The following is a 20,088-nucleotide window of genomic DNA, read 5'->3' as shown; positions in this document are numbered from 1 at the left end:
TCTTTGCTAGACGGAAGCGCGTCCTTTCAGAAAGATGGGACGCATCCACGTTTGATTCTTGCTCGTAGGGGAAGTGCATTGCAGGTCGGCATCGACATGGGAACGGCGTCCGGCGGGACCAGCGCCCAGCTCGATATCGAGGAGCTGCTGGCAACGCGTCTTTTGGTGCAGGGCAATTCCGGCTCGGGGAAATCGCACCTCCTGCGGCGGCTGCTCGAACAGTCGGCGCAATGGGTGCAGCAGGTCATCATCGATCCCGAAGGCGATTTCGTCACGCTGGCCGACAAATTCGGGCATGTGGTCGTGGATGGTGAGCGCACGGAGGCCGAGCTTGCCGGTATCGCCAATCGTATCCGCCAGCATCGCGTCTCCTGCGTGCTGACGCTGGAGGGGCTCGATATCGAGCAGCAGATGCGCGCTGCCGCTGCCTTTCTCAATGGCATGTTCGATGCCGACCGCGAATTCTGGTATCCGGTGCTTGTCGTAGTGGACGAGGCGCAGATGTTTGCGCCCTCGGTTGGCGGCGACGTCTCGGAAGATGCGCGCAAGATGTCGCTCGGCGCCATGACCAATCTGATGTGCCGTGGCCGTAAGCGCGGCCTTGCCGGGGTCATCGCCACGCAGCGTCTGGCGAAGCTCGCCAAGAACGTGGCGGCCGAAGCCTCCAACTTCCTGATGGGCCGCACCTTCCTCGATATCGACATGGCGCGTGCCGCCGATCTGCTTGGCATGGATCGCAGGCAAGCGGAGATGTTCCGCGACCTGAAGCGCGGCAATTTCGTCGCGCTTGGGCCGGCACTTTCGCGTCGGCCGCTGCCGATCACCATCGGCACGGTGGAAACCTCGGCGCGCTCCTCCAGCCCTAAATTGATGCCGCTGCCGGACGCACCGCAGGATGTCGAAGATCTGATTTTCACGCCGGACCCGGAAGAGTTCACGCGTCCCGTTGTTCGCCGCACCACGCCGGCGCCGCGGCCGACGACCGATATCCTGGCAGAGCTTTCCCGCTCCGTACCGGCGCCGGCGGAGCCGAAGGTCATCCAGCCGGAACTATCGAGCGAGGATCGGGAGGCGAGGGTGAGTGCCGTGCTCTCCGAAATTCTCGATGACCCGGCCTCAGGCTTCCGCACGGATTCGGTGCTTTATCAGGAGTTTCTCGTACGGCTGCGTATGCGTCGTGTTCCCGGCGCACCCATGAGCCTGTCGGAATTCCGCCGTCGTGTGGCGATCGCGCGCTCCGGTGCGGACGAGGAGGTCATGGCGACGGACCAGTGGGCGACGGCGCTGTCGCTCTCTGCCGGCGTCACCGATGACCTGCAGGGCGTCTTTCTGATGCTGGCGAAGGCAGCGATCAGCGGCGAGCCGTGCCCGTCCGATGCCCGCATCGCCCGCGCCTATGGCACCCATTCGGCCAGACGCGCGCGGCGACTATTGAGCTATTTCGAGGAGCAGGGCAGCGTCGTCGTCCATACGGATTTCTCCGGCAAGCGCATCGTCGCCTTCCCGGATATGGGCTCGCAGACCGCGCCCGGCGATGCCAATGCGCCCGATATCGACAGCGGCGAGCAGGCTGCGGCGGAATAGCTTCCGGTTACGAATTGCTGCCGATGATGTGGAGTGCGGCTTTGCCGTCCTTGACGGCCGAAATCGATAGGCGCCGGTCGAGCGTTGCCAGTTGACCCCCATGGAATTTCGCCAATGCCAACAGGTAGGTGTCGGTGATTTGTCCAGGAGTCAGAATGCGTGTCGAATCTACCAAAGTATCGTCCAGCAGACTGATATCGTCGGCCCAGAATTGGTGACCCGGCAAGCCGCGAAGTTGGGCAACAAGAAGCGCGGCCGTCGACGGTGGACCTGGAGAGTTGGGATAGCTCGGTTGACTGAGAATTCGGACAACGCCATTTTCCGTTAAAGGGCATGTTGCCCAATTATCCCCGGCTAGGGAGTGAAACCACTCATGGGCGATATCATGCGACACATGGCTAGGGTCGAATAAAGCGATTAGAACGTTGACGTCCAACAGAAATGTCACGGAAGTTCGTCGCGAAGTTTGTTGACAAGATCAAGCGTAACAGGGGGATTGCCCGTCTTGGGCGTGAGCAGCGGAATACCATTCCGCTCCTTTGCCGGCTGTGCACGGTTCAGCGATCGGCGAGCAAGGTCGGAAATGACATCGCCGATGCTGCGGCGCTGTTGTTCTGCCATCGCCTTTGCTGCGGCAAGCACGTCGTCGTCAATTGCCAGGGTTGTTCGCATCGTTGCACCTTGATTGAGCATCAGTCATCACGCATCAAATATAGCATTCGTTGCTTCGTTCTCAACAGCCACCGCGTGGGCTGTTGACATTTTCATGACGACCCCTTACAGACCGCGCCAACGCCGGGCAGAAATGTCCGGTGTTTCATTTGACATGTCCCGTGGCTTCGTCCGTTCGCTAACGTGAGAAGCCTGTCAGAGCTCGAAAACGGAGTTCAGAGGAGGGCGTGTTTCCTTCGCGGTTCGGCAACGGGCCGCCATAACACTTGAAAGGAAATGCGATGAGCAAGCGCGAATCGTCCAAGTACAAAATTGACCGCCGTATGGGCGAAAACATCTGGGGTCGTCCGAAGTCCCCGGTCAACCGCCGCGAATACGGCCCGGGCCAGCACGGCCAGCGCCGCAAGGGCAAGCTCTCCGACTTCGGTGTGCAGCTGCGCGCCAAGCAGAAGCTGAAGGGCTATTACGGCGACCTGCGTGAAAAGCAGTTCCGCGCCATCTTCGACGAAGCCAACCGCCGCAAGGGCGACACTTCGGAAAACCTGATCGGCCTGCTCGAATCGCGCCTCGACGCGATCGTCTACCGCGCCAAGTTCGTTCCGACGGTCTTCGCTGCCCGTCAGTTCGTCAACCACGGTCACGTCACGGTCAACGGCGTTCGCGTCAACATCGGTTCGTACCGCTGCAAGGCTGGAGACGTTATCGAAGTTCGCGAAAAGTCCAAGCAGCTCGTGATCGTTCTGGAATCGATTGGTCTCGCTGAGCGTGACGTTCCGGACTATATCGAAGCCGACCATAACAAGATGGTTGCGACCTTCGCTCGCGTCCCGACTCTTGCCGATGTGCCTTACGCCGTCGTCATGGAACCGCAGCTGGTCGTCGAATTCTATTCGCGTTAATAAGCGGATAACTTTCTTGATGAATGAAAAGCCGCTCGGTTCGAGCGGCTTTTTTGTCTTTGGAGCGCCTCATGACGGATTTGCAGGCCATTCTCGACGGCATTCATGCGGAGCTTTCGCCACGCATCGGCGAAGGCAAGGTTGCCGATTACATTCCTGAACTGGCGAAGGTCGATCCGAAGCAGTTCGGCATGGCGATCGCCGCGGTCAACGGCGATGTCTACAGCATCGGCGATGCCGCAGTTCCCTTCTCCATCCAGAGCATCTCCAAGGTCTTCATGCTGACGCTGGCGCTCGGCAAGGTAGGCGAGAGCCTCTGGAAGCGCGTCGGGCGCGAGCCGTCCGGTACCGCGTTCAATTCCATCGTCCAGCTCGAGCGGGAAGAGGGTATTCCCCGTAATCCCTTCGTCAATGCGGGTGCCATCGCCGTCAGCGATGTTGTATTGGCTGGGCACGAGCCGCGCGAGGCAATCGGCGAACTGCTACGCTTCGTGCGCTATGTGGCCGACGACGAGACGATCAGCATCGATGACAAGGTGGCGCGTTCGGAGACGCAGACCGGCTATCGCAATTTCGCGCTCGCCAATTTCATGCGGGCATACGGCAATATCCATCACCCGGTCGAGCACGTGCTTGGCGTCTATTTCCATCAATGCGCGCTCGCGATGAGCTGCCAGCAGCTTGCCAAGGCGGGGCTCTATCTCGCCGCGCGCGGTAGCAATCCGATCACTGGCCATTCTGTCGTTTCGCCGAAGCGGGCGCGGCGTATCAATGCGCTGATGCTGACCTGCGGGCATTATGACGGTTCCGGCGACTTCGCTTATCATGTCGGCCTGCCGGGCAAGAGCGGCGTCGGCGGCGGCATTCTGGCCGTAGCCCCGGGCATCGGCTCCATTGCCGTCTGGTCGCCAGGATTGAATAAGGTCGGCAATTCGCAGCTCGGTGCGGTTGCGCTGGAAATGCTGGCGGCACGCACGGGCTGGTCGGTGTTCGGCGATTGATACGGTGTCTTCTCGTCCTGCTTTCTGCTATCAGCGGGTTGAGATGCAAGGAACGACGGAATGAATATCGCGACCACGGTGAAAGACGACATCGATACCGAGGCTGAAGATGGCGGTTCTGCCGCGCATCCGATGTTTTCCGATGCGCCGCGATCCGTCTCCTTCAACAAGCTTCGCAAGCGCCTGCTGCGGCAGGTGCGCCAGGCGATGGACGATTTCCAGATGCTGAAGGGCCAGAAGCGCTGGCTCGTCGGCCTTTCCGGCGGCAAGGATTCCTACGGCCTGCTGACGCTGCTGCTTGATCTGAAATGGCGCGGCCTGCTGCCGGTGGAGTTGGTCGCATGCAATCTCGATCAGGGCCAGCCGAATTTCCCGAAGCATATTCTGCCCGAATACCTCACGAAAATTGGCGTTGAGCATCGCATCGAATATCGCGACACCTATTCAATTGTGAAGGAAAAGGTGCCGGAGGGGGCGACCTATTGCTCGCTCTGTTCGCGCCTGCGCCGCGGCAATCTCTACCGCATTGCGCGCGAGGAAGGCTGCGATGCGCTGGTGCTCGGCCATCATCGTGAGGATATTCTCGAAACCTTCTTCATGAACTTCTTCCATGGCGGCCGGCTGGCCTCCATGCCGGCAAAGCTTCTGAATGATGAAGGGGATCTGATGGTGCTGCGTCCGCTCGCCTATGCGGCCGAGGACGATCTCGCCAAGTTCGCCGCCGCCATGCAGTTTCCGATCATCCCTTGCGACCTCTGCGGCTCGCAGGACGGGCTGCAGCGCAATGCCATGAAGGACATGCTTGCCGATATCGAGCGGCGCATGCCGGGGCGCAAGGATACGATGCTGCGGGCGCTGGCGCATGTGAATCCGTCGCATCTGCTCGATCCGAAATTGTTCGATTTTGCTGGCTTGACGGCCGGCGGACATTCGGCGGGACGATCCGACGCCGATTAAGTGGTTTTGCCACACCGCCGTCATCGAATCGGGCATAAGAGGAAGCCCTTTCAGAACAGAGGCTTCCGATGACTTTTTCCGATGCAGATTTCGACTATGTAATGACGATCGTTGCCGAAGCGGCGTCAAAGGAAATCATGCTGCGCTTCCGCAATCTGGATGATGGCGACATATCGGAAAAGACGTCTGCTATCGACCTTGTGACCGAGGCCGATCTTCTGGCCGAGCGGCACATTACAGCAGCGCTGAGGACACGTTTTCCAATGGCCGTGATCGTAGGCGAGGAGGCCTATGAGGCTGACAAGTCCGTCGTGCCGGCGCTGGCTCATGCTGAGCTGGCTTTCACCATTGACCCGGTCGACGGCACGTTCAATTTCGCAGCGGGATTGCCGGTCTTCGGGACGATAGTGGCCGTTGTTGCCAATGGCGAGACGATCGCGAGCATCATCCATGATCCCGTGCTTGGTGACACCCTGACTGCCATGAAGGGCGGCGGCACTTTCCTTCGCCGGCAAACCGGGCAGGCGAGGCGGCTTGCCGTTGCCGCTTCCGCTCCCTTGAGCTCCATGACGGGCGCCATATCCTGGGGTCATATGGATGAGCCTGATCGGTCGCGCATCTGCGGCAGTCTGTCGAAGACACGCATGGCTTTCTCCTTGAATTGTTCGGCTTACGAATATTGGATGGTGGCGTCTGGCAAGTGGCATTTCATCGGCCATTCCAAGCTGATGCCTTGGGATCATCTTGCCGGCGTGCTGGCGCACCAGGAAGCCGGTGGCTATACAGCCAAATTCGATGGTACGCCCTACAAGCCCGGCGAAACGACGGGCGGCATCATTTCTGCGCCGGATGAAGAAAGCTGGCGGATAATCCGCCGCGAGATCATCGGCGCCTGACGCGAAAGGAAAAACATGACATCGCTCGTTGACGTTACCACGCTTGCTCATGTGCTGCGGCGCGCGGCGCAGACGGAGATCCTGCCGCGCTTTCGCAGGCTCGGCAGCGACGATATCCGCGCCAAGAGCGAGGCGACGGATCTGGTGACGGAGGCCGACGAGCGGGCCGAGCGCATGATCAAGGCCGAGGTTGCCCGGCTCTGGCCCGAGGCCTTGTTTGTCGGCGAGGAATCGGTCGCGGCCGACCCGGACCTGCTGACGAAGCTGCAGAATGCCGATCTCGCCATCATCGTCGATCCCGTCGATGGGACATTCAATTTCGCCGCCGGCATCCCGGCCTACGGCGTCATGGCTTCGGTAGTCTCGAAGGGCGAGACTGTTGCCGGCATCATCTTCGATCCGATGGGCGACGACTGGGTGCTGGCGGAACGCGGCAGCGGCGCGTGGCTGCGCCGGCCCGATGGCGAGATGCTGCGTCTCAACGTTGCTCCATCCGTCCCGCTGGACGAACTGGTCGGCATGGCAGCCACGGGTTATCTACCCAAGGAAAAACGCGCCGAAATCATGGGCAATCTCGCCAAGGTGCGCTATACGACCTGCTATCGCTGTGCGGCGCATGAATACCGTACGCTCGCGGGCGGCTATGTGCATTACCTCATGTACAACAAGCTGATGCCCTGGGATCATCTGGCCGGATCGCTGATCTCGGCCGAAGCCGGCGCCTATGTCCGTCGTTTCGACGGCTCGCCCTATTTGCCGCATCATCTCGATGGCGGACTGCTGGTTACAGTGGACAAGGATAGCTGGGAATTGCTGCGGCGCGAGGTCTTCACCATCTAAGGTGAGCGGATCGACCTGATAATCGTCGCTGCTACTTGGAAAGTGGCGTCTGGAAAGCTATCTTTTTTGCAACAGGCGGGAGCCTTGGTGGGCGCCTGCCGCGGAGATGAGGTCGATGTCCGAGACAAGCCGCAAGCTGACTACCATCTTCTGCGCCGATGTGCAGGACTATTCGCGTCTTATGGGGAAGGACGAAGAGGGCACGCTTGAAACCCTCCGACGCTACCGCGATGCGATGACACGGCTGATCGAGGCTCATGGCGGCAGGGTGATCAACACCTGGGGTGATGGCGTCTTTGCCGAATTTCCGAGCGTCGTAGAAGCCGTGCGGGCGGCCATCGACATCCAGAACGAATTGGCGGGTTATAATGCCGCCATCGATCCCGAAAAGCAGATGCTCTTCCGCATCGGCCTTAACCTCGGCGACGTCATCGCCGATGGCAACGACCTCTATGGCGATGGCGTCAACATCGCCGCCCGGCTGCAATCGCGGGCAGTTCCTGGCGGCATCGTCATTTCCAACACAGTCTATGATCAGGTCCGCAATAAGGTTGCCGTCGGTTTCGATTTTCTTGGGCAGCTCGATGTCAAGAACATCGAGGGCGGTGTGCCGAGCTATGCGCTGCGGATCGCTGGCGTGCAGGTACTCGATACCGCCGCCTCCGCCTACCAGCCGAAGTCAAACCCTAATCCGAAGCCAGAGCCGGCATGGTCGCCCGAGATCGCGGCGAGAGAACTTGTGATGCTGGATTGGCGGCGTAGCTATGGTCCGCCACTGGTCGTGTGCGCCGGCCTTGCCTTGCTCAACGGACTGACTTGGGATGGCGAGTTCTGGGCGAAATGGCCGATACTCATCATTCTGTGGGTTACGGCATATCGCGTTATGCGCAGTAGCAGGCAGATCGATATGGCCATCGCCGGCTTTGTCATCACCGGCGTCGGCATCGTCGCGATCAACCTCTTCACCTGGCATGGAACGCCATGGGCGATGTGGCCGCTATTCGGCCTCGCGATCGCTGCGGCGGTACGCTGGGTCAGCCGTCCGCGCGGCGGCGTCTGAGGAGCGCACGTCGCCTAGAGTCGTTGTCGTCATGCAATTCCGGACGGAAAACCGCTTGTCACTTTTCCTGGAATTGCACTAAACGTGCCCCATGCCCGCTTCCAGGGCCGGTGTATCGCCTGGATGGGTGAAGAGCTTGCCGCGCTCCGCCCAGAGCGTCGCCAGGATCGACAGCACACCGAATACAGTGAAACCGGCGAGCAGGGGCTGCGCGGTCCCATCGAACATCTGGCCGACGACTCCGCCTATGAGAACGCCCACTGTCGTGGAGACCGAGCTGGTGATGGCGGCGGCAGTGCCCGCCAGATGCCCCATCGGCTCAAGACTGATCGCCATGCAGTTGGTGGTGATGACGGCGAACATCATCAGCATGATCGAGATCAGCACGTAAATGAACGTGAAGCTCGGCTGACCGAACATGCCGACCACGTAGCCCACCGCACCCAAAACGGTGAAAACGATCATAGCGGCGTGAGAAATACGGCGCATGCCGAAGCTTCGGACGAAATAGCCATTGGCAAACTGCGCGACGGCCGTGCCGGCTGCCGTTGCCGCAAAGGCGATCGGGAACGTTTCTCCGAGACCGTAGACTTCGCCGAAAACCTGCTGCACGGAGACGATGTAGGCGCAGATGACGCCGGTATAGAGCGTCAGGCCGATCATGTAGCCGCAGGTGATGCGGTTGGTCAGCACCGTCTTGAAGCCGGAAAGAACCGAAGCGACCGAGAGCGGCAGGCGCTCTTCGACGGGCAGCGTCTCCTTCATGCGGAAGAAGGCGACGAGGAAAAGGCCGGCGCTGACGATGCCGAGCAGAATGAAGATCCATTGCCAGTTCGAATAGGCGACGATCATCTGGCCGACGAAGGGCGCGACCATCGGCATGATCATGAAGACGATCATCACATAGGACATGACGCGGGCCATTTCGCGGCCGCCGAAGCAATCGCGGACGATGGCAAGCGTGGTGATGCGGACTGCTGCTGCGCCCACACCCTGCGCAAAGCGCATTGTCAGCAGCGCAAAGAGGCTGCCGCTCCAGGCCGCTGCGAACAGGGTCACCGTATAGAATGCAAGACCGCCGAGCAGGATGTACCGCCGGCCATAGGTATCCGACAGGCTGCCGAAGAAAAGCTGGCAAATGCCGAAACCGAGGAAATAGACGCCGATGACGAGCTGGGTGTCGTTCGGATTGGCGACGTGAAGCGACTGGCCGATATTCGGCAGCGCAGGCAGCATGCTGTCGATGCCCATGGAAATACTGGCCGTCATCAGAGCGATCGTGAGAATGAATTCCACAATGCCGAGGCCGATACGGCTGGAGCCGGACTGGGTCGGCTGCTGGGTCGGCTGCTGGGCCGGCTGCTGGGCCGGCTGCTGGGACTGAGGCTGGGTTGTCATTCGGATATGCCTGTCAATGTAAAGCGAGCGACTGGTCAGCCGGAGGTGGTGCGTTGTGCGGGCGAAACAGCTTTCCTTTTTCGGCGATCAAGACGAAGACGATGCCGATGAGGGAGACGGTGAAGTAGCCGATGACCATCGGCGTCGCCGTGCCGTCGAAATATTGACCGATACCGGCGCCGATCGATGCGCCGCCGACCGTGCTCATGAAACCGAGCACCGACGAAGCGGTGCCGGCGACATGGCCAAGCGGCTCCATGGCGAGCGAGTTGAAATTCGAGCCGATCCAGCCGAACTGGAACATCGCCATAGCGAAAAACACCATGAACAACGGGAAAGGCATCGGCGCCGGGCCATAGAGCTGCACCATCAGCCAAACGGAGGTAATGAGGGAGAAGCCGAGCAGTGCGGCGTGCGATAGCCGTCGCATGCCGAAACGGCCGACCAACTGCGAGTTGATGAAGGAGGACAGCGCCATGAACAGCGCCACGCCACCAAAGGCGACCGGCGTATACACGCCAAGTCCGTAAATGCCGCTGTAGATCTGCTGCGCCGAATTGATGAAGCCGAACAGCGCCCCGAACAGGAACGTGCTGGCAAGGGTATAACAGAGGGCTACGCGGTTCTTCAGAACGATCTTGAAGCCGGAGGCGATCGATTGGATCGTCAGGGGACGGACATTTTCAGGCTTCAGCGTCTCAGGAAGCCGGAAATACATCCAGAGACCGACCAGCGTCGCCATGGTGCCGATGAAAACGAAGATCATGTGCCAGGTGCTGACGAGCATGATGATCTGGCCGCTTCCCGGCGCGATGACCGGAACGATCATGAAGACCATCATGATGAGCGACATGACTTCGGCCATCAGGCGACCGCCGAAGACGTCGCGGACGATGGACACGGTGATGACACGGGTCGCCGCCGAGCCAAGGCCCTGTATGAAACGCAGGGTGAGAAGGCCGGCAAAGGACGGAATGAGTGCAATGCCGAATGCCGAGACGACGTAGACGGTGATGCCGATCAAGAGGGGCATACGACGGCCGAATCGATCCGACAGGGGACCGTAGATGAGCTGCGCCGAACCGAAACCGATCAGGTAGGCCGTCACCACATATTGCCGATGATTCTCGTTCATCACACCAAGGCTCGAGCCGATCTGCTGGAGAGCGGGAAGCATGATGTCAATTGCAAGCGAATTGGTCGCCATCAGGAAGGCCGCGAGTGCGATAAACTCGCGCTTGCCCATGGGCAATTGCCCATGGGTCATGGCCTGGGATGTAGTCGTCACGGTTTTATTCCCATAAACATGTCAAGGCGCCGCCCGGTGGCAGCGCCTTATCGATCGAATTTAACTATGGAAACCGGACGGATAGCCCGGTGCCCGGTCAGGCGGCGCCGCGAACGCTGATGCCGTTTTCCTGGAGGTGCTGCTGCAATTCGCCCGCCTGGAACATTTCGCGCACGATATCGCAGCCGCCGATGAATTCGCCCTTTACGTAAAGCTGCGGTATGGTCGGCCAGTTGGAATAGTCCTTGATTCCCTGACGGATTTCAGCGTCGGCAAGGACGTTGATGCCCTTGTAGTCGACGCCGATATAGTCGAGAATCTGAACCACCTGACCGGAGAAACCACACTGCGGGAACTGGGGCGTGCCCTTCATGAAAAGAACGACGTCGTTGTTCTTAACTTCGTGGGCGATGAATTCCTGAATGCCGCTCATTGTCCAGTTCCTTTCACATGCGGGGTCAAGATCCGCAGCGTTACATCTGCTCCTTAAATAGCAAGCGTCCGGCGCGATTTCCAGCCGCAAAACGTCGGCGCCGTTTTTTTCATCGCATGAATGGGTTCCTTCGTGAGCTATCGAGGCTGTGATGAAATCTGCGAATTGGCTGGCTTTTCTGAACAGTGCGTTTTGGAAACGCCACTTCAACTTCGCTCCTGAACAACACACATATATTTAAAGCAAGGGATGATTAATATTAGGCTGCTACTTAATTTACAAGCGGTCGGTATGTTTGTTAGAGTTTGTCGATTGATGCGATTTGGCACGTATCGGTCCCTTGTGAACATTGCATTCGGACTTTTGAGGGAGCGGACACCATGAGCCACCATCACTATTCAGACGGGCAGGTTGGTGAAGAGCGGGAATTTTATGGCTCGGAAGATACGAGCGAAGGCGAGCGGGAGTATTATGAGCATGTGCGCACCCCGCGCGCATCGATATTGAACAGCACCGTCACGGTGACGGCTATCGTTGTTATTCTGAGTATTGCTTTCGGCTATCGCGCCTCGACCGCGCCGAAACAGCAGCCGGCGTCTATTCCAATCGTCGAGAAGATCATGACCGGTCCGCCAACGGATCCTTGCGCCGATGTCTCGCCATATCCCAGGCGGGAATGCTGATTGCCTTGAGTCGGGCAGGTGACATCTGTCGTCGCCTTCGTGCTATCTGCCGACACGGCCCACGGCTCCGATTTTCTATTTAGGTGTCCGCCCGCTTTTGCGATGAGCTGCCTTGAAAAAGCCCGCAGCTCATGATCTTGGCGCTTGGACGTATATGTAAATGCGCCCCGGGGACAGACTACAATATGGGTAACATCAAGAAGAGGGTGGTTCTCCACTTCCCTGGCTTCGAACCGTTGGATGCTGCTGCGCATCGCGCGCGTTACGAGCGTTCCGCACGGCAGAGCGGCGGCGTCTGGGATTTTTCCGCCGAAATCGGTGAACTCAACAATTTTGGCCGGGCTCCTTATTTCGATGTGGCTGCGACGGGTGCGGATTGGCACACGCAAAACCGCGTTCATATCGTCGATCACAACGATCTGGTTGGCGCTCTGAATGGCAGACCGTTCTTCACGCGACTGCTGCTGGGCTATCGTGCGGCCGCGCAGGTCGCTGCTGCGGGCGGCATGATTGGCTACTTTCGTCATGCCTGGCGCTTCGGCCTGTTCTTCATCTTTCCCTTTTTGCTGATGCTAGGGGGGCTGCTGATCAGCCTATCGATCGCGTTTGCGCCGTTCCTGTTCGGGCTGCCGGCCTGGAGCCATATCGGCAGCATCGCGTTGGCCGTCGCCTTCTTCGTTTATGTCTTTCTGCCGCAGGCCGAGAAACTGCATACGTTGCATCTCTTTTCCGACTGGGAAATGGCGGTGGCGATGGCGGGGCTGAATGGGCTCGGCGTCGAACAATGGCTGGAGGCGAGTGCGATCAGCACGCGTCAGGCGCTGGATGATCCCGATGCCGACGAATTCGTCATCTCCTCGCACAGCATGGGTTCGTCCGTCGCCGCCCATGTCGTCGGCCTGCTGCTCGAGCGAGAGCCGGAGCTGCTGCAGGGCAAGCGCGTGATTTTCACCACACTTGGCAGCGCCATCCTTCAATGCGCGCTCTTGCGGCCGGCCTCGGTGCTGCGCTCACGTGTCGGACTGATCGCCCGCTGCCAGGATATCTCCTGGCTCGACGTGCACTGTCTGACCGACGCGATCCATTTCTATAAGGCGAAGGTTGCAGCTGTCTGCGGTCATCCGGATGCCGAGCAGGCGTCGATCCTGTTCGTGCGCTTCAAGCAGATGCTGACGGCGAAGCATTATGCCAAGATCAAGCGCGATTTTCTCCGCGTCCACCGGCAATATGTGCTCGGTCCCGATGTGAGGGCCTTTTTCGATTTTACGCTGATGACTGCCGGTCCGCTGCCGGCCTCGGATTTCGCCGGATTCTCGTTCCAAAAGCTGCCGGAGCTGACGTTCAACTCCGGCGAGGAAGCCCAGGCGCTCTCAATCGGGCGCTGAGGTCTGCAGCGCAAGGGCGTGCAGCACGCCGCCCATATTGCCCTTCAGGGCATCATAGACCATCTGGTGCTGCTGCACGCGGCTCTTGCCGCGGAAGGCTTCCGCGACAACTTCTGCAGCATAGTGATCACCATCCCCAGCCAGGTCGCGAATCGTCACCTTGGCGCCGGGAATGCCGGCCTTGATCATGTCTTCGATATCGCCGGGGTTCATTGGCATGAGTGGTACCTCGATCTATTCAGCGGCAGCGAGTGCGCCGCTGTCCATGAAGGCAGGAAACCACGATTCATACGCCTCGCGCAACTGTCCAACCGGAAGCGTTAACAGGCCGTCGATGGCCAGCGCATCGCCTCCGACGGTTCCGAGACGGCGGAAGGGCACGCCGGCGCTTTCCGCGTTGATGCAGACGAAATCGGCGACATCGGCAGGGACGGTGATGACGTAGCGGGCCTGATCTTCACCGAAGAGGGCTGCATGCGGCAGGGTTCTGCATTCGCCGAGATCGATGCGCAGCCCCTTGCCGGAAGCCATCGCCATTTCGGCAAGTGCGAGAGCCAGGCCGCCGGAGGAGATGTCGTGGCAGGCCGTGACCTGAGCGTTGCGGATGGCGGAGCGCACGAAATCACCGTTGCGGCGTTCGGCGAAGAGATCGACTTCCGGGGCAGGGCCATCCGTCGAACCGATGATATCACGCAGATAGATCGAGGAGCCGAGATGGCTGCCGTCGACACCGATCATCACGACGTGATCGCCTTCGGAAGCCGAGCCGATGCGGGCCATCGTCTTCCAGTCCGGCAGCAGGCCGACGCCGGCAATGGTGGGGGTCGGCAGGATTGCGATGCCATTGGTTTCGTTGTAGAGCGAGACGTTGCCGGAAACGATCGGGAAATCCAGTGCGCGGCAGGCTTCGCCGATGCCTTTGATCGCGCCGACGAACTGGCCCATGATCTCTGGCTTTTCCGGGTTGCCGAAGTTCAGGTTGTCGGTCGCGGCCAGCGGTTCGGCACCTGTCGCCGTGATGTTGCGCCAGCATTCGGCCACGGCCTGCTTCCCGCCCTCAAACGGATCGGCTTCGACATAGCGCGGGGTGACGTCGGAGGAGAAGGCCAGCGCCTTGGTGGCATGGCCCTCGACGCGGACGACGCCGGCGTCGCCACCGGGAAGCTGCAGAGAATTACCCTGGATCAGAGTGTCGTACTGTTCGTAGACCCAGCGGCGGCTGGACTGGTTGGGGGAGCCGACCAGCTTCAGCAGGGTCTGACCGTAATCTTCCGGCGCGGCTACCAGATCGGCGGGCAGGGCGGCGCGCTTGTCGGATTCCCGCCACGGGCGATCATATTCCGGAGCCTGGTCGCCGAGATCCTTGATCGGCAGGTTTGCGACTTCTTCGCCCTGATGGATGACGCGGAAACGAAGATCGTCGGTCGTTTTGCCGACGATGGCAAAATCCAGGCCCCACTTGACGAAGATCGCCTTGGCAACGGCTTCCTTTTCCGGCTGCAGCACCATGAGCATGCGCTCCTGGCTTTCCGACAGCATCATTTCGTAAGCCGTCATCTGCTCTTCGCGTACCGGCACCTTGTCGAGATCGAGCTCGATGCCGAGGTCGCCCTTGGCGCCCATTTCGACGGCAGAACAGGTGAGGCCGGCGGCACCCATGTCCTGGATGGCGATGACCGCGCCGGTCTGCATCAGTTCCAGGCAGGCTTCGAGCAGGCACTTTTCGGTAAAGGGGTCACCGACTTGAACGGTAGGGCGCTTTTCCTCGATCGATTCGTCGAATTCGGCCGAAGCCATGGTCGCGCCGCCGACGCCGTCACGGCCGGTCTTGGCACCGAGATAGACCACCGGCAGGCCGACACCCTTGGCTTCCGACAGGAATATGGCATTGGACTTGGCAAGGCCGGCCGCAAAGGCGTTGACTAGGATATTGCCGTTGTAACGGGCATCGAATTCGACTTCACCGCCGACAGTCGGGACGCCGAAGGAATTGCCGTAGCCGCCGACGCCGGCAACGACGCCGGAAACGAGATGGCGGGTCTTCGGATGATCCGGCTCGCCGAAGCGCAGGGCGTTCATGGCAGCGATGGGACGGGCGCCCATGGTGAACACGTCGCGCAGGATACCGCCGACGCCTGTGGCAGCACCTTGGTAAGGCTCGATGTAGGACGGGTGGTTGTGGCTTTCCATCTTGAAGACGACGCAATCGCCGTCATCGATATCGACAACGCCGGCATTCTCGCCGGGACCTTGAATGACGCGCGGCCCCTTGGTCGGCAGCGTGCGGAGCCACTTCTTCGAAGATTTGTACGAGCAGTGCTCGTTCCACATGGCCGAGAAGATACCGAGCTCGGTGAAAGAAGGCTCGCGACCGATCAGATCCAGAATGCGCTGATACTCATCCGGCTTGAGGCCGTGGGCGGCAATCAGTTCGGGGGTGATCTGGATCGAATTGGAAATGGTCATGGGCGCTCGAGTGTCCTTGCCTGTAAAAGGTTTGAAGGCCGGTCAGGGATCGGGGTCTCTTTAGCGCAAGTCTCCCTGTCGTGCGACAGGAAAATACCGGCGTTCACAACAGGCCGGTATTTCCAATCGTCAAGTCGCCGTTCCAGCGATCAGAATTTATAGCCGACCATCAGGCCGACGCGTGTCATGCCGCCATTCGGGCCGTCGCAAAGATTGGCGTGGGACGAATGTGCAATCTGGGCCATCATGTTCCAGTGGCTGTCGAAATTATAGCCGAGACCGGCATATTCGTGGAAGAGAAGACGACAGCCGAGCATCGGCCCGTGTTCTCTCCAATCGTCCAGATTGCCCGTATGCACCGTGCCGCCGAAGCCAAGTTCGGTGAAGATGCCGTTGCTGTGCGTAAGCGTCCAGGAAAGGCCGCCATAGACCTGGGTCGCAGAGCCTGCCGTGCCGATCGACGTTCCCAAATGGATGCGCGGATGGGCAAGCTGGTCCTTCCAGTCCGCAGTCGGATTGTAGCCGAACGGATTGAAGAGCACCTGGATTTCGGGAAACACGCCATTTTCGTGCTCGTTGCCGTTCTGGATGGAGCCGCTCGCTCCGAAACGCAGCTCGTCGAAAACCTTGGTGTTGGAGACGGCCGTCACCTGGTCCGCGGCGATGGCGGCCGAATGGCCTGCGATGAATACGCAACTGATTGCCAGAAAACTCGGAACTAGACGCTTGCTTACAAAGCCTGCAATAGCCATGCACTCCCCCTGGTATGGCGGGCGAATTTTCACTTTGCATTGATAGAATGGTAGCGTGCTAAGAGTCGAGACGACAAAGTCGCATTTGCGCAAGATGTCTGTCGATAAATTAATAAGGCTTGCTTAAATGTGACTATCGTATCCCGAGGAGCCGTTTTCCAACAACCTGCGTAACGTCATGAAGCCTGCTGCAACATCTTTTCGCTGTGGCGGCGACGAAAAGGCGACGCGAACGCGGTGATAGACCCTTTCGATTCGGGCTGCCTTGAATTCATCTTCGTCGTCGATCAACACCCCCTCGGCGAGGGCGGCGTTTTTGAACGTCCCCGAGAGCCAGGGCTCGGGCAGCTTCAGCCACAGGAACGGCAGATGCGGATGTGAATTGAACTCGAATCCCGACAGGGCCTCGCGCGCCAACTGCTCACGGGCCTTGATTTCTTCCACCGACCGGCGGCGCAGTTCCAGGGCATGGCCGCCCAGCACGAGCCGGGCGCAGGTTTCAGCCAGAATGAAGGGTAGGCCGCCCGTCGTCATCTTGTGCGTGACTTTGATGCGCTGGGCGAAATGCGGCGGGCAGGCGACCCAGCCGCCGCGCACGCCGGCCGTTACGGATTTCGACAGGCTGCTGACGACGAAAGTCCGCTCCGGCGCGATTGCTGCCATGAGCGGGTTCTGGTCGCCGGTCATGCCGCCGTAGAGATCATCTTCGATCAGCCAGACGCTGTGCCGGCGTGCTATGGCGGCGATTGCCCGGCGTCGCGCCTCGGGCATTGTCACGAGCGTGGGATTATGAGCGGTCGGCATCAGAAAGGCGAGGCGCGGATGCTGCTGCTGGCAGAGACGCTCGAAATCCTCGGGGATCATGCCGTGCTCATCGGAATCCACCAGGATCGTCCGGCGGCCGAGCAGGCGAGCCGCGCGGCTGATCTGCGTATAGGTGAGGTTCTCGAAAACGATCTTGTCGCCCGGCGAGGTAACGGCTGAAATGACCGCGATGGCGGCGGCATGGGCGCCGAGCGTCGGCACGATCGTCTCGATTGCCGGCTGCCACCCGTTTCGGGCGAGCCATATTTGCCCGGCCTCGAACCAGCTCGCCGGGAAATTCCGCGAATAGGAGGAGATTTCCGTCTGGTGCTCGTTGCTGATGTCGGCAAAGAGCTTGCCGATAATCTGACCCTGGCCGATATCGGGTGCGGCGGTCGTGTCGAAGCGGATCTTGGCGTCCGGAGTATTCAGGCCTCGGGTGCCGGCAAGCGCCTGCGTGATCGGATCGACGAGTTCGATCTGCTTGCCGTTCGAGCGTTCCAGCACATAGGTGCCGCGGCCGACTTCGCCGGCCACTAGACCGCGCTCATGCACAAGGGCATAGGCTCTGCTCACGGTGCCGATGGTCACACCTATATCATAAGCAAGATTTCGCTGCGGCGGCAGCTTGGTGCCTGGCGGCAGGACGCCATGCGTAATCGCGTTCTCGATGGCGTCGGCAACGCGGATATAGACCGGGCCGGTTCCGCTGGAGATGTCAGGAAGCCAATTTGTCATAATGACAATTTCCTAGATTGTCTCTGTCTTCGAGTCAAGATTATGAGTCAATTTGTATCGTTTGGCTCGATACTTGAAAATTGTCACCATCCTGAGAGAATGAAGATGAGCACAATAGATACAATCTGCACAGCTGAGGCGCAAGCTGCGCCCTTGGCAAGCACAAAGGTCCGGACGGCGCCGCCAAAGCCGCATCCGTTGCGTCGGTTTTGGGCCGTTTATCTGCACTGGCTGGAGAAGCGTGAGAGCCGCTGGGTTCTTCGAGGTTTGACGGACGATCAGCTGAACGACATCGGCCTGACCCGGCGCCAAGCAGCAGCGGAAGCAAAGAAGTCGTTTTTTTGGGATTGAACGGGCAGGCAAGCTAATCGAGCTTCAGAACGGAACATACCGAATCGGCGCGTTCCTCCACGCCGATTTTCGGCAGCACGTGGACTTCGTAGCCGAGCGCTGGATAAACGGCGCTTAGCCGATCGTATTCCACGACCGCTGCCGTAAAATCATGCCTCCGCTCGCGATCCCCGGTATAGATCTCCGGCCAGGGCGGCGTCAGGAAGACATGTCTGTTATAGCGATGCAATCGGGCGAGCGAGGCTAGGACCGGCTCGCCCGTCAGATGCTCGAGGGCCGATGCGGCATCGATCAATCCCCTATCGAAGAAGACGGTGCCTGGAATTGCCGCTGCAGCCTCTCGATCGGCGAGCGATAGGGCGATCGCCCGGCGCGCAAATGCCGGTGCGTCGATCCAGGGTAAGGCCGCACCGTCGCCCTGCAATTCCTCGATGACGATGCGCCGCCCAGGCTCTTCGACGGTGTGATGGCCGCGACGCTTGAGCGCCTCCAACAATGTGGATTTGCCGCCGCCGGAGCAGCCCGAAAGAATGACGAATTTGTCCATGACAATGATCCCTGAGATTGAGGGCACGTCATGCACCGGCTGCGGATTGCCGTGGAAACGGAGATCTCAGGCCCGCAGCGTCAGCTGCACGCCTTCGAGCCTCCAGCCCAGCGATTGACGTCGCCCGTAATGCGGCCGCCGGAGGCGCCTGACATCATCGGACCGAAGGCCTGCATCTGTGCGGGATTGCCTTCCGCTTGCACGACGAGCGACGGCCGGCCGGTCGGATGTTTCCTGTCGACCACGAGGATGCGCGGGCGACCGGTGAAGGAGTTGAGCTCCGGAGACAGCTGATAACCGGCAAAGGCCGGGTCAGACGATTTGAACCAGCAGGCATTGGCATTGAGCATGATGCGTTCCATCGTCGACAGGGCGCTGCGATCCGTCGCGTTGATACTCGGCGGGCGTGGGCCGCACGAGGTGACCAGCAGTCCGAGCACCGCGAAGGTGGCGGCGGAATAAGTTCCTGTCAGGAGGCGAGTGCGCATCAATCTCTTTCCAATGAAGCGTTTAGAGCATGATGCCGTGATTGGTTTTCGGGCGAACATCATGCTCTACTTATTTGATTCTGGAGCGGATCCGGATTTCGGCCCTACGGCTGGTCTGGCGAAATTTATCAGATCGCGTTCCGCGCCCTGCTGTTTGATGCAAAGACGCCGATTTTATGGTCCGGTCTCGGATTGGCCAGTTATCAGGCCGCGACGACGCCGAGTGCAGAGGCGAAGAGGCCGCGCCCGTCGCTGCCGCCATGGGCGGCCTCGATCAGGTTTTCGGGGTGCGGCATCATGCCCAGCACGTTGCCCTTGGCATTGATCACGCCGGCAATGTCGTTGACCGAGCCGTTCGGATTGGTGCCTTCGGCATAGCGGAAGACCACCTGACCGTTGTCTTCGATCGCCTTCAGCGTGTTGGCATCGGCAAAATAGTTGCCGTCGTGATGCGCCACGGGGCTGCGGATGACCTGGCCCTTGGCGTAAGCGGCCGTAAAGTCCGTCTCGGCATTGACGACTTCCAGCTTCACTTCGCGGCAGACGAACTTCAGAGAGGCATTGCGCATCAGCGCGCCCGGCAGCATGCCGGCTTCGAGCAGGATCTGGAAACCGTTGCAGACGCCCAAAACCTTGACGCCCTTGTCAGCCTTCTCCTTGATCGCCTGCATGATCGGCATGCGGGCTGCGATCGCGCCGCAGCGCAGATAATCGCCGTAGGAGAAGCCGCCGGGAATGACGATCAGATCGACATCCGGAATCTCCGTCTCCGTCTGCCAGACCGTTACGGGCGCATGGCCGGAAATCTTGGTCAGCGCCGCGATCATGTCACGGTCGCGATTAAGG

22 protein-coding genes are annotated in these 20,088 nt (G+C 60.0%); 10 read left to right on the top strand and 12 right to left on the bottom strand.

The genetic code is table 11. From position 1 onward, the window contains the following. The first annotated feature begins 78 nt into the window (after positions 1–78). The gene (locus Q4Q11_RS11185; RefSeq protein WP_498569521.1) at positions 79–1,584 is read left to right on the top strand and encodes a helicase HerA domain-containing protein; all 1,506 of its coding nucleotides are present in this window, start codon (positions 79–81) and stop codon (positions 1,582–1,584) included. 7 nt (positions 1,585–1,591) lie between these two features. Here Q4Q11_RS11185 and Q4Q11_RS11180 read toward each other — a convergent pair whose 3' ends face one another. Together Q4Q11_RS11180 and Q4Q11_RS11175 are read right to left on the bottom strand one after the other, a co-directional pair. Continuing rightward, positions 1,592–2,032, bottom strand: a complete 441-nt coding sequence (locus tag Q4Q11_RS11180) for a TA system VapC family ribonuclease toxin (RefSeq protein ID WP_113214199.1) — start codon at positions 2,030–2,032, stop codon at positions 1,592–1,594. Continuing rightward, positions 2,029–2,256, bottom strand: a complete 228-nt coding sequence (locus tag Q4Q11_RS11175; RefSeq protein WP_113214224.1) for a ribbon-helix-helix domain-containing protein — start codon at positions 2,254–2,256, stop codon at positions 2,029–2,031. Before Q4Q11_RS11175 ends, Q4Q11_RS11180 begins: the two co-directional genes overlap by 4 nt. A gap of 281 nt (positions 2,257–2,537) precedes the next feature. Between Q4Q11_RS11175 and rpsD the strand changes: the two genes are divergently transcribed. The 6 genes from rpsD (at position 2,538) to Q4Q11_RS11145 (ending at position 7,909) form a co-directional block, all read left to right on the top strand. Then, positions 2,538–3,155, top strand: coding sequence for a 30S ribosomal protein S4 (gene rpsD / locus Q4Q11_RS11170; protein ID WP_112510797.1), 618 nt, complete (start codon positions 2,538–2,540; stop codon positions 3,153–3,155). Between the two features lie 71 nt (positions 3,156–3,226). Continuing rightward, a complete protein-coding gene (locus Q4Q11_RS11165; RefSeq protein WP_112510799.1) occupies positions 3,227–4,156 on the top strand; it encodes a glutaminase in 930 nt (309 codons plus the stop codon). A gap of 60 nt (positions 4,157–4,216) precedes the next feature. Continuing rightward, entirely contained in the window at positions 4,217–5,113 is an 897-nt protein-coding gene (gene ttcA / locus Q4Q11_RS11160; protein WP_498569520.1) for a tRNA 2-thiocytidine(32) synthetase TtcA, read from the top strand. 68 nt (positions 5,114–5,181) lie between these two features. Then, positions 5,182–6,009 carry an inositol monophosphatase family protein gene (locus Q4Q11_RS11155; protein ID WP_498569519.1) on the top strand — a complete coding sequence of 276 codons (828 nt, stop codon included), beginning with the start codon at positions 5,182–5,184 and terminating at the stop codon, positions 6,007–6,009. Positions 6,010–6,024: 15 nt separating this feature from the next. Further along, positions 6,025–6,849 (top strand): inositol monophosphatase family protein, encoded by an 825-nt coding sequence (locus Q4Q11_RS11150; protein WP_113214203.1) that lies wholly within the window; start codon positions 6,025–6,027, stop codon positions 6,847–6,849. Positions 6,850–6,964: 115 nt separating this feature from the next. After that, positions 6,965–7,909, top strand: coding sequence for an adenylate/guanylate cyclase domain-containing protein (locus Q4Q11_RS11145; RefSeq protein WP_112510807.1), 945 nt, complete (start codon positions 6,965–6,967; stop codon positions 7,907–7,909). 78 nt (positions 7,910–7,987) lie between these two features. Here the strand turns inward: Q4Q11_RS11145 and Q4Q11_RS11140 are convergent, their stop codons facing one another. The 3 genes from Q4Q11_RS11140 to grxD form a co-directional block, all read right to left on the bottom strand. After that, positions 7,988–9,307: a multidrug effflux MFS transporter gene (locus Q4Q11_RS11140; protein WP_498569518.1), complete on the bottom strand. Its 1,320-nt coding sequence runs from the start codon at positions 9,305–9,307 to the stop codon at positions 7,988–7,990. A gap of 13 nt (positions 9,308–9,320) precedes the next feature. Beyond that, a complete protein-coding gene (locus Q4Q11_RS11135; RefSeq protein WP_498569530.1) occupies positions 9,321–10,553 on the bottom strand; it encodes a multidrug effflux MFS transporter in 1,233 nt (410 codons plus the stop codon). A 139-nt stretch (positions 10,554–10,692) separates the two neighbouring features. Further along, positions 10,693–11,028 carry a Grx4 family monothiol glutaredoxin gene (grxD, locus tag Q4Q11_RS11130; RefSeq protein ID WP_498569517.1) on the bottom strand — a complete coding sequence of 112 codons (336 nt, stop codon included), beginning with the start codon at positions 11,026–11,028 and terminating at the stop codon, positions 10,693–10,695. 380 nt (positions 11,029–11,408) lie between these two features. Between grxD and Q4Q11_RS11125 the strand changes: the two genes are divergently transcribed. Both Q4Q11_RS11125 and Q4Q11_RS11120 read left to right on the top strand, forming a co-directional pair. After that, a complete protein-coding gene (locus Q4Q11_RS11125) occupies positions 11,409–11,711 on the top strand; it encodes a hypothetical protein (RefSeq protein WP_112510815.1) in 303 nt (100 codons plus the stop codon). Between the two features lie 185 nt (positions 11,712–11,896). Continuing rightward, positions 11,897–13,096 (top strand): hypothetical protein, encoded by a 1,200-nt coding sequence (locus Q4Q11_RS11120; protein WP_498569516.1) that lies wholly within the window; start codon positions 11,897–11,899, stop codon positions 13,094–13,096. Here the strand turns inward: Q4Q11_RS11120 and Q4Q11_RS11115 are convergent. From Q4Q11_RS11115 to Q4Q11_RS11100, 4 genes are all read right to left on the bottom strand, one after another. Next, a complete protein-coding gene (locus Q4Q11_RS11115) occupies positions 13,082–13,315 on the bottom strand; it encodes a BolA family protein (protein ID WP_004108912.1) in 234 nt (77 codons plus the stop codon). The genes Q4Q11_RS11120 and Q4Q11_RS11115 overlap by 15 nt on opposite strands. 15 nt (positions 13,316–13,330) lie before the next feature. Then, positions 13,331–15,562 carry a phosphoribosylformylglycinamidine synthase subunit PurL gene (purL, locus tag Q4Q11_RS11110; RefSeq protein ID WP_498569515.1) on the bottom strand — a complete coding sequence of 744 codons (2,232 nt, stop codon included), beginning with the start codon at positions 15,560–15,562 and terminating at the stop codon, positions 13,331–13,333. Positions 15,563–15,711: 149 nt separating this feature from the next. Next, the gene (locus Q4Q11_RS11105) at positions 15,712–16,314 is read right to left on the bottom strand and encodes an acyloxyacyl hydrolase (RefSeq protein ID WP_498569514.1); all 603 of its coding nucleotides are present in this window, start codon (positions 16,312–16,314) and stop codon (positions 15,712–15,714) included. A gap of 123 nt (positions 16,315–16,437) precedes the next feature. Beyond that, a complete protein-coding gene (locus Q4Q11_RS11100; protein WP_113223602.1) occupies positions 16,438–17,856 on the bottom strand; it encodes an aminotransferase-like domain-containing protein in 1,419 nt (472 codons plus the stop codon). A 42-nt stretch (positions 17,857–17,898) separates the two neighbouring features. Here Q4Q11_RS11100 and Q4Q11_RS11095 point away from each other — a divergent pair, with 42 nt between their 5' ends. Next, a complete protein-coding gene (locus Q4Q11_RS11095; protein ID WP_498569513.1) occupies positions 17,899–18,207 on the top strand; it encodes a DUF1127 domain-containing protein in 309 nt (102 codons plus the stop codon). A 13-nt stretch (positions 18,208–18,220) separates the two neighbouring features. Here the strand turns inward: Q4Q11_RS11095 and Q4Q11_RS11090 are convergent, their stop codons facing one another. From Q4Q11_RS11090 to purQ, 3 genes are all read right to left on the bottom strand, one after another. Next, positions 18,221–18,754, bottom strand: coding sequence for an AAA family ATPase (locus tag Q4Q11_RS11090; protein WP_113214209.1), 534 nt, complete (start codon positions 18,752–18,754; stop codon positions 18,221–18,223). Positions 18,755–18,834: 80 nt separating this feature from the next. Further along, positions 18,835–19,242 (bottom strand): hypothetical protein, encoded by a 408-nt coding sequence (locus Q4Q11_RS11085; RefSeq protein WP_112510825.1) that lies wholly within the window; start codon positions 19,240–19,242, stop codon positions 18,835–18,837. Between the two features lie 203 nt (positions 19,243–19,445). Continuing rightward, positions 19,446–20,088, bottom strand: a 643-nt coding sequence (gene purQ / locus Q4Q11_RS11080; RefSeq protein WP_498569512.1) for a phosphoribosylformylglycinamidine synthase subunit PurQ, incomplete at its 5' end; no start/stop codon positions are given.

The sequence above is a fragment of the Rhizobium sp. UFLA01-1127 genome, from assembly GCF_059803845.1.
Note: the sequence above shows the minus strand (reverse complement) of the source record. Positions and strands in the feature narration are given on the sequence as shown.

Coding starts and splice junctions, on each gene's coding strand:
- Q4Q11_RS11105 (WP_498569514.1), bottom strand. CDS start 16,314: ATGGCTATTGCAGGCTTTGTAAGCAAGCGTCTAGTTCCGAGTTTTCTG.
- Q4Q11_RS11100 (WP_113223602.1), bottom strand. CDS start 17,856: ATGACAAATTGGCTTCCTGACATCTCCAGCGGAACCGGCCCGGTCTAT.
- Q4Q11_RS11145 (WP_112510807.1), top strand. CDS start 6,965: ATGTCCGAGACAAGCCGCAAGCTGACTACCATCTTCTGCGCCGATGTG.
- Q4Q11_RS11150 (WP_113214203.1), top strand. CDS start 6,025: ATGACATCGCTCGTTGACGTTACCACGCTTGCTCATGTGCTGCGGCGC.
- Q4Q11_RS11120 (WP_498569516.1), top strand. CDS start 11,897: ATGGGTAACATCAAGAAGAGGGTGGTTCTCCACTTCCCTGGCTTCGAA.
- Q4Q11_RS11135 (WP_498569530.1), bottom strand. CDS start 10,553: ATGGGCAAGCGCGAGTTTATCGCACTCGCGGCCTTCCTGATGGCGACC.
- Q4Q11_RS11165 (WP_112510799.1), top strand. CDS start 3,227: ATGACGGATTTGCAGGCCATTCTCGACGGCATTCATGCGGAGCTTTCG.
- rpsD (WP_112510797.1), top strand. CDS start 2,538: ATGAGCAAGCGCGAATCGTCCAAGTACAAAATTGACCGCCGTATGGGC.
- grxD (WP_498569517.1), bottom strand. CDS start 11,028: ATGAGCGGCATTCAGGAATTCATCGCCCACGAAGTTAAGAACAACGAC.
- Q4Q11_RS11095 (WP_498569513.1), top strand. CDS start 17,899: ATGAGTCAATTTGTATCGTTTGGCTCGATACTTGAAAATTGTCACCAT.
- Q4Q11_RS11140 (WP_498569518.1), bottom strand. CDS start 9,307: ATGACAACCCAGCCTCAGTCCCAGCAGCCGGCCCAGCAGCCGGCCCAG.
- ttcA (WP_498569520.1), top strand. CDS start 4,217: ATGAATATCGCGACCACGGTGAAAGACGACATCGATACCGAGGCTGAA.
- Q4Q11_RS11085 (WP_112510825.1), bottom strand. CDS start 19,242: ATGCGCACTCGCCTCCTGACAGGAACTTATTCCGCCGCCACCTTCGCG.
- purL (WP_498569515.1), bottom strand. CDS start 15,562: ATGACCATTTCCAATTCGATCCAGATCACCCCCGAACTGATTGCCGCC.
- Q4Q11_RS11175 (WP_113214224.1), bottom strand. CDS start 2,256: ATGCGAACAACCCTGGCAATTGACGACGACGTGCTTGCCGCAGCAAAG.
- Q4Q11_RS11115 (WP_004108912.1), bottom strand. CDS start 13,315: ATGCCAATGAACCCCGGCGATATCGAAGACATGATCAAGGCCGGCATT.
- Q4Q11_RS11125 (WP_112510815.1), top strand. CDS start 11,409: ATGAGCCACCATCACTATTCAGACGGGCAGGTTGGTGAAGAGCGGGAA.
- Q4Q11_RS11155 (WP_498569519.1), top strand. CDS start 5,182: ATGACTTTTTCCGATGCAGATTTCGACTATGTAATGACGATCGTTGCC.
- Q4Q11_RS11090 (WP_113214209.1), bottom strand. CDS start 18,754: ATGGACAAATTCGTCATTCTTTCGGGCTGCTCCGGCGGCGGCAAATCC.